This window comes from Streptomyces sp. NPDC052687 (genome assembly GCF_040678395.1).
Taxonomy (GTDB): Bacteria; Actinomycetota; Actinomycetes; order Streptomycetales; family Streptomycetaceae; genus Streptomyces.
The window spans coordinates 1-7,445 of sequence record NZ_JBFATR010000093.1; the positions used below are offsets into that span (position 1 = coordinate 1).

The window sequence follows — 7,445 nt, forward strand, 5'->3', positions numbered from 1 at the left end:
CCGCGCAGCGCACCCCCAACCGACAGCTCGCCGCGCTCATCGCAGAAGCGGGGTTCTCCAACGCAGGTCTGGCCCGTCGAGTGGACCAGCCCGGTCACTCCCTGAAGCGGTACCACAGACGCGGATAGCGCTCGGCGAGCGCGCTCTCGTCCTCGAAGTTCACCGGGGTGCCCTCCGGTTCGGCCGGGGCGGGCGGGATGCCGAGGTCCGGGGCGACCGTGCCGGTCAGCTGCTCGTACGCCTCGTCGGCCGCGTACCCGAGGTCCTCGCCGTCGCCGTCGATCTCCTCGTCGAAGTCGTCGAGCAGGTCGGCCAGGGAGTCCGGGTCGTGCAGGGCGCCCTCGAACACCTCGCGGCCCTGCCCGATCAGCCAGCAGCGGAAGAAGTCGAAGGCGTCGTCGCTGGCCCCGTCCAGCAGCACCCAGGCGGCGCCCCACAGGTCCCAGCGGTAGGCGCGGTTGTAGCGCGCCTCGAAGTGACGGGCGAAGTCCAGCACGGCCTCCGGGTCGAGCTGGAGCAGCCGGTCCACGAGCAGCTCGGCCTGCTCCTCCGGATCACCCTCCGCGGACTGCCGGGTGGTGTCGATGAGCTCCCAGAACTCCGTCTCGTCCATCACCGCTCCAGCATCGTCCCTGGCGCACCCGGACGCACCTTCAGTGTCCCGTGCCCGCCCCGCCGTACAGCCGCGCCAGCCGCCGCGCGTCCGCGGCCAGCCGCTCGCGCAGCGACACCGGGGACAGCACCTCCGCCTCCGGGCCGAGGGCGGTCAGCTGGGTGTGCGCGACCTCCTCGGACTCCACCCGCAGGGTGACGGTGACCCGGCCGTGCGCGTCCGGCTCGCCCGCCGTGGCCAGGGCGTCCCGGGCGGAGACCGGATCGACGGCGTACGGCAGCCTGCGCACGCCCTCCGCGGAGAGCCGCACCACGACCTCCGCGCGCAGCAGCGACCGCGCGAACCGCTCGGCCTGCTCCTCCCAGAACGCGGGCAGGTCGAAGTCCTCGGCGCGGGTGAACCGGTCCTCGCCGGGCTCGACGGCCGTGAACCGGTCGATGCGGTACGTGCGGTACGCCGGGGAGGTGCCCGCGTCGGCGACCCGCGCGCACAGGTACCAGACGCCCGCCTTCAGCACGAGCCCGTACGGCTCCAGCAGCCGCTCCACCTCGCGGTCCCCGCGCCGGTACCGGGCGGTGACCCGGCGGTCGTCCCACACCGCGTCCGCGACCGCGGGCAGCAGCTCGGGCGTCTTCAGCTGTCTGAACCAGCCCGGCGCGTCCAGATGGAACCGCTGGGCCGCCGTGCGCGGCGCGTCCCGCAGGGACGGCAGGAGCGCCGCCGACACCTTCAGCCGGGCCGCCGACGCCGCGTCCTCCAGGCCCATCTCGCGCAGCGCCCCGGGCACGCCGGACAGGAACAGCGCCTCGGCCTCGCTGCGGTGCAGCCCGGTCAGCCGGGTGCGGTAGCCGCCGATCAGCCGGTAGCCGCCGGCCCGTCCCCGGTCGGCGTAGACCGGCACACCCGCCTCGGACAGCGCCTGGGCGTCCCGTGTGACGGTCCGCTCGGACACCTCCAGCTCCCGCGCCAGTTCGGCGGCGGTCATGGACGGCCGGGACTGGAGCAGCAGCACCATCTTGATCAGCCGGGCAGCGCGCATGCCGCCCATGATGCAGGAAGGCCCCCGCCGGGCAGCGGGGGCCTTCACCGGAGACGAGCGGCCTTACAGGCCGTAGCGCTCGCGCGCCTCCTTCACGGCGGTCGCCTTCACCTCGCCGCGCTTGGCCAGCTGGGCCAGGGCGGCGACGACGATCGACTGCGCGTCGACACCGAAGTGGCGGCGGGCGGCCTCACGGGTGTCGGACAGGCCGAAGCCGTCCGCGCCCAGCGAGGACCAGTCCTGCTCCACCCACTGCGCGATCTGGTCCGGGACCTGGCGCATGTAGTCGGAGACCGCCAGCACCGGGCCCTCGGCGCCCTGCAGCGCCTGGCGCACGTACGGCACCCGCTCCTCGCCGCGCAGCAGTGCCGCGTCGGCCTCCAGCGCGTCCCGGCGCAGCTCGCTCCACGAGGTCGCGGACCACACGTCGGCGGCCACGCCCCACTCCTCGGCGAGCAGCTTCTGCGCCTGCAGGGCCCAGTGGATCGCGGTGCCCGAGCCCAGCAGCTGGATGCGCGGCGCGTTCGCGGCGACCTCCACACCCGCCGACTCGGCCGTGTTGAAGCGGTACAGGCCCTTGACGATGCCCTCGTCGATGCCGAGGCCCTGCGGCTTGGCGGGCTGCGGCAGCGGCTCGTTGTAGACCGTCAGGTAGTAGAAGACGTTCGGGTCCTCGCCGGGGGCCGCCTCGCCGTACATCCGGCGCAGACCGTCCTTGACGATCGTGGCGACCTCGTAGGCGAACGCCGGGTCGTAGGTGAGGGCGGCCGGGTTGGTGGCCGCGATCACCGGGGAGTGGCCGTCGGCGTGCTGGAGGCCCTCACCGGTCAGCGTGGTGCGGCCGGCGGTGGCGCCGATGAGGAAGCCGCGGCCGAGCTGGTCGCCGAGCTGCCACATCTGGTCGGCGGTGCGCTGCCAGCCGAACATCGAGTAGAAGATGTAGAACGGGATCATCGGCTCGCCGTGCGTCGCGTACGACGTGGAGGCGGCGATGAAGTCGGCCATCGAGCCGGCCTCGGTGATCCCCTCGTTGAGGATCTGGCCGTTCGTGGCCTCCTTGTAGTACATCAGCTGGTCGCGGTCGACCGGCTCGTACGTCTGGCCCTTCGGCGAGTAGATGCCGAGCGACGGGAACAGCGACTCCATGCCGAAGGTGCGCGCCTCGTCGGGGACGATCGGCACCCAGCGCTTGCCGGTCTCCTTGTCGCGGACCAGGTCCTTGATGAGGCGGACGAAGGCCATGGTGGTGGCCACGTTCTGGGAGCCGGAGCCCTTGTCGAAGGCGGCGAAGGCCTTCTCGGCGGGGGCGGGCAGCGGTGCGACCGGGTGGACGCGGCGGGCCGGGGCCGGACCGCCGAGGGCGGCGCGGCGCTCCTGGAGGTAGCGGACCTCGGGGGAGTCGGCGCCCGGGTGGCCGTAGGGGACCACGCCGTCGACGAAGTCGCTGTCCTTGATCGGCAGGTCGAGCAGGTCGCGCATCGCCTTGAACTCGTCCACCGAGAGCTTCTTCATCTGGTGGTTGGCGTTCTTGGAGGCGAAGCCCTCGCCGAGGGTGTGGCCCTTGACCGTCTGGGCCAGGATCACCGTCGGGGCGCCCTTGTGCGCGAGGGCGGCCCGGTAGGCGGCGTAGACCTTGCGCGGCTCGTGGCCACCGCGCGAGACGTGGAAGCACTCCAGGATCTTGTCGTCGCTCAGCAGCTTCGCCATCTCGACGAGCGCCGGGTCCTTGCCGAAGAAGTCCTGGCGGATGTAGGCGGCGTCGCGGGTCTGGTACGTCTGGATCTGCGCGTCCGGTACCTCGCGCAGCCGGCGTACGAGCGCTCCGGTGGTGTCGAGCTGGAACAGCTCGTCCCAGGCGGATCCCCACAGCGTCTTGACGACGTTCCAGCCGGCGCCGCGGAACTGGGCCTCCAGCTCCTGCACGATCTTGAAGTTGGCGCGGACCGGGCCGTCCAGGCGCTGCAGGTTGCAGTTGATGACGAAGGTGAGGTTGTCCAGCTCCTCACGCGCGGCCAGCGCGAGCGCCGCCGTCGACTCCGGCTCGTCCATCTCGCCGTCGCCGAGGAACGCCCACACGTGCGAGGAGGAGACGTCCTTGATGCCGCGGTTGGTCAGGTAGCGGTTGAAGCGCGCCTGGTAGATCGCGGAGAGCGGGCCGAGACCCATGGAGACGGTGGGGAACTCCCACAGCCAGGGCAGCCGGCGCGGGTGCGGGTACGAGGGCAGGCCGTTGCCGCCGGACTCGCGGCGGAAGTTGTCGAGGTGGTCCTCGTTCAGCCGGCCGTCGAGGAAGGCGCGGGCGTAGATGCCGGGGGAGGCGTGGCCCTGGATGTACAGCTGGTCGCCGGAGCCGGCGGCGTCGCCGGAGTCCTTGCCCTTGAAGAAGTGGTTGAAGCCGGTCTCGTACAGCCACGCCGCGGAGGCGAAGGTGGCGATGTGGCCGCCGACGCCGTACTTGGAGCCGCGGGTCACCATGGCCGCCGCGTTCCAGCGGTTCCACGCGGTGATCCGGGCCTCCATCTCCTCGTCACCGTCGATGGCGGGCTCGGCGGCGGTGGGGATGGTGTTGACGTAGTCGGTCTCGAGGAGCTTCGGCAGCGCGATGCCGGTGCCCTCGGCACGCTCCAGCGTGCGCCGCATCAGGTACGCGGCACGGTGCGGGCCGGCCGCCTTGGCGACCGCGTCCAGCGAGGCCTGCCATTCGGCGGTCTCCTCGGGGTCGCGGTCGGGGAGCTGGTCGAGCGCGCTCGGCTGGATGGCGTTGGGGTCGGTCATGTCGCCGCCTTCCTCAGTCGAAGGGGGTTCCCTCATCGGTAAGGGTTCGGGGGTGCCCTTGGTCTTTGGCAGGACAGGGCTGGGACTTCGGTGGAAGTCCGTCGGCGACTGTAACCCCCTGATCGATGATCGATCAAAGGGTTGACGGGGAAAACCTCTCGACAACGAGAAAATAGGCACGGGGTGCCTTGGAGGATGGCACCGGGTGACGCGTTTTTGCCTCGTTTTCGCAGGTGGAAACCCGTCTGAGCGCAGGTTTGCTCGGGTGTCACCCCGCCGCGGCGGACGGATCCGCACCGGCGGTCTCCGGCTCACGGCCGCCGGGATGCCGGTGCGACCAGTTCAGGAACACCCCGCAGGACAGCAGCGACCAGCCCGTCAGCACCAGGAACGGCAGGGCGTGCTGGTGCCCGGCGAAGTACACCGCCGTGTGCTGGGCGTTCACCGAGGCGCCCGGCGGCAGCCAGCGGCCGATCGCGCCCAGCACCGACGGCAGCAGCGGCCAGGACACCGCGCCGCCCGAGGAGGGATTGCCCACCAGCACCATCACACCCCAGGTCGGCAGCATCGCCCAGCGGCCGATGAGGGTGTTGAACATGGTGAAGACCATGCCGCTGGTGAACATCGTCAGCGCCAGGATCAGCCACGACTCGGGGAACGGCAGATCCACCGACCCGAGCAGCCAGTCCACCGCCGCCGCGATCGCGAAGCCGCCCAGCAGCGCGTACGCCGCCGTGAAGGCGATCCGCTCCAGCGGATTCAGCGCCCGCGCGTGCACGCTCAGCTGGATCGCCCCGACGAAGCCGATGATGACGGCGGCCAGCGAGATGTAGAAGATCGCGAGCCCGCGCGGATCGCCCGGCTGGAGCGGGTTGACGTCCCGGACGGTGACCGACACCCCGGTCCGCTCGCCGGCCTCGAGCGCCGCCTCGGACAGCACGTCGGCCACCGACGCGCCGGACGCGCCCGCGACGTCGAGCGTGACCGCCCGGCCCGCGTCGCGCACCTCGACGATCCCGAAGACCTCCTGCTCGTCCACGGCCGCGCGGGCGGCGGCCGGACGGTCGTAAGGGCGCACCCGCACCGACGCGTTCAGCACCTCCTCCAGCCCGTCGAGGAAGGCCCGGCCGCGCGCGTGGTCGTACGACCCCACCACCGCCGTCGGGATCGCGCGCGGCGTCGGATTCGCCATCGCATACGTGTACGACCAGGCGAACAGGCCCGCCGCCGCGCTCAGGATCAGCACCAGCACCGTCGCCGGCAGGAACGGCGACTCCTTGAAACGCTCCCACGACGGCCGTGAATCGGACATGCCGGTCAGACTAGGACAGCTGCCGGGAGCCCGCCCGCGGACTCACGCGCGCGGCGCGCACCCCAGGACGTGCGCCTTCACGATCTCCGCGATCCGCGGGTCACGGCGCCGGAAGGCGGCGAGCAGCTCCTCGTGCTCCTCCGCGTACGACTGCTGGACGGTGCCCAGCCAGCGGATCGACAGCGCGGTGAACACCTCGATGCCGAGCCCTTCCCAGGTGTGCAGCAGCACCGAGTTGCCGGCCGCCCGCACCAGCTCCCGGTGGAAGCCCACCGTGTGCCGCACCTGGGCCGTGCCGTCCGAGGCCCGGTCCGCGTCGTACAGCGCGGTGACGTGCGGCTCCAGCGCCGAGCAGTCCTCCGCGAGCCGGTCGGCCGCGAGTTCGGCGGCGATGGCCTCGAGACCGGCCCGGACCGGATAGCTCTCCTCCAGGTCCGCGGCCGTCAGGTTCCGCACCCGCACGCCCTTGTTGGGCGCGGACTCGATCAGCCGCAGCGACTCCAGTTCGCGCAGGGCCTCGCGCACCGGCGTCTGGCTGACCTCCAGCTCGGTCGCGATCCGCCGCTCCACGATGCGCTCGCCCGGCTGCCAGCGCCCGCTGATGATCCCCTCCAGGATGTGCTCGCGGATCTGTTCGCGCAGCGAGTGGATGACGGGCGCGGTCATGAGGGCTCCTTAGGGCGCGTTGACGTTTAGACAATACGGCCCTGACGCTGCGCCGGAAGGGCGCGCGCGGGTGCTTTGGCGCAGGTGAGACGCGCGTAACAGCTCGGTTCCGCTGGTGTCGGGCGGGTGCGGCTCGTACGTGACCGGCCGCGCGGTTCCTCGCGCCCCTGGACGCACGAGTGCCCTTGCCCGGGGATTTTGGGCAAGGGCACTCATGGGAGCCGAAGGGCTTACAGGCCCAGCTCGACCTCGAACTCGCCGGCCTCGAGGATGGCCTTGACCGCGGTCAGGTAACGCGCGGCGTCGGCGCCGTCCACCAGGCGGTGGTCGTAGGAGAGGGTCAGGTACGTCATGTCGCGGACGCCGATGACCGTGCCCTCCTCCGTCTCGATGACGGCCGGACGCTTGACCGTGGCACCGATGCCGAGGATCGCGACCTGGCCCGGCGGCACGATGATCGTGTCGAACAGCGCGCCGCGCGAACCGGTGTTGGAGATGGTGAAGGTCGCGCCGGACAGCTCGTCCGGAGTGATCTTGTTGGCGCGGACCTTGCCCGCCAGCTCCGCCGTGGCCTTGGCGATACCGGCGATGTTCAGGTCACCGGCGTTCTTGATGACCGGGGTCATCAGGCCCTTCTCGGAGTCCACCGCGATACCGATGTTCTCGGTGTCGAAGTAGGTGATGGTCCCCTCGGCCTCGTTGATCTTGGCGTTGATGACCGGGTGGGCCTTCAGCGCCTGCGCGGCGGCCTTGACGAAGAACGGCATCGGGGAGAGCTTGACGCCCTCGCGGGCCACGAACGCGTCCTTCGCCCGGGCGCGCAGCTTCATCAGGCGGGTGACGTCGACCTCGACGACCGACGACAGCTGCGCCTGCTCGTGCAGCGCCTTGACCATGTTGTCGCCGATGACCTTGCGGATGCGGGGCATCTTGACGGTCTGGCCGCTGGTCGCGCTGCAGCCGCTGGAGCAGGACACCGGTCGTGACGACCTCCACGCGTGCGTGACGTCCCACGACCCGCTCCCCGCGCACCGTGTAGC

At 71.4% G+C, this 7,445-nt stretch carries 5 protein-coding genes and 1 pseudogene; all 6 read right to left on the reverse strand.

Annotated elements, in window-relative coordinates:
• Nucleotides 1–94: 94 nt before the first annotated feature.
• Entirely contained in the window at nt 95–613 is a 519-nt protein-coding gene (locus AB0K92_RS33260; protein WP_365929004.1) for a DUF4240 domain-containing protein, read from the reverse strand.
• A gap of 40 nt (nt 614–653) precedes the next feature.
• Nucleotides 654–1,652 (reverse strand): WYL domain-containing protein, encoded by a 999-nt coding sequence (locus AB0K92_RS33265; protein ID WP_365929005.1) that lies wholly within the window; start codon nt 1,650–1,652, stop codon nt 654–656.
• A 63-nt stretch (nt 1,653–1,715) separates the two neighbouring features.
• On the reverse strand, nt 1,716–4,427 hold the full coding sequence (aceE, locus tag AB0K92_RS33270) for a pyruvate dehydrogenase (acetyl-transferring), homodimeric type (protein ID WP_365929006.1): 2,712 nt from the start codon (nt 4,425–4,427) through the stop codon (nt 1,716–1,718).
• Nucleotides 4,428–4,695: 268 nt separating this feature from the next.
• Complete coding sequence (locus tag AB0K92_RS33275) at nt 4,696–5,739, reverse strand: ABC transporter permease (RefSeq protein ID WP_365929007.1); 1,044 nt, start codon at nt 5,737–5,739, stop codon at nt 4,696–4,698.
• Between the two features lie 42 nt (nt 5,740–5,781).
• A complete protein-coding gene (locus AB0K92_RS33280) occupies nt 5,782–6,405 on the reverse strand; it encodes a GntR family transcriptional regulator (protein ID WP_165997690.1) in 624 nt (207 codons plus the stop codon).
• 230 nt (nt 6,406–6,635) lie between these two features.
• A pseudogene (locus AB0K92_RS33285) lies at nt 6,636–7,349 on the reverse strand (2-oxo acid dehydrogenase subunit E2); the annotation flags it as partial.
• Nucleotides 7,350–7,445: the final 96 nt, after the last annotated feature.

Bases quoted from the DNA above. Each gene is read 5' to 3' on its own strand.
- AB0K92_RS33260 (WP_365929004.1), bottom strand. From the start codon at position 613: ATGGACGAGACGGAGTTCTGGGAGCTCATCGACACCACCCGGCAGTCC.
- AB0K92_RS33265 (WP_365929005.1), bottom strand. From the start codon at position 1,652: ATGCGCGCTGCCCGGCTGATCAAGATGGTGCTGCTGCTCCAGTCCCGG.
- aceE (WP_365929006.1), bottom strand. From the start codon at position 4,427: ATGACCGACCCCAACGCCATCCAGCCGAGCGCGCTCGACCAGCTCCCC.
- AB0K92_RS33275 (WP_365929007.1), bottom strand. From the start codon at position 5,739: ATGTCCGATTCACGGCCGTCGTGGGAGCGTTTCAAGGAGTCGCCGTTC.
- AB0K92_RS33280 (WP_165997690.1), bottom strand. From the start codon at position 6,405: ATGACCGCGCCCGTCATCCACTCGCTGCGCGAACAGATCCGCGAGCAC.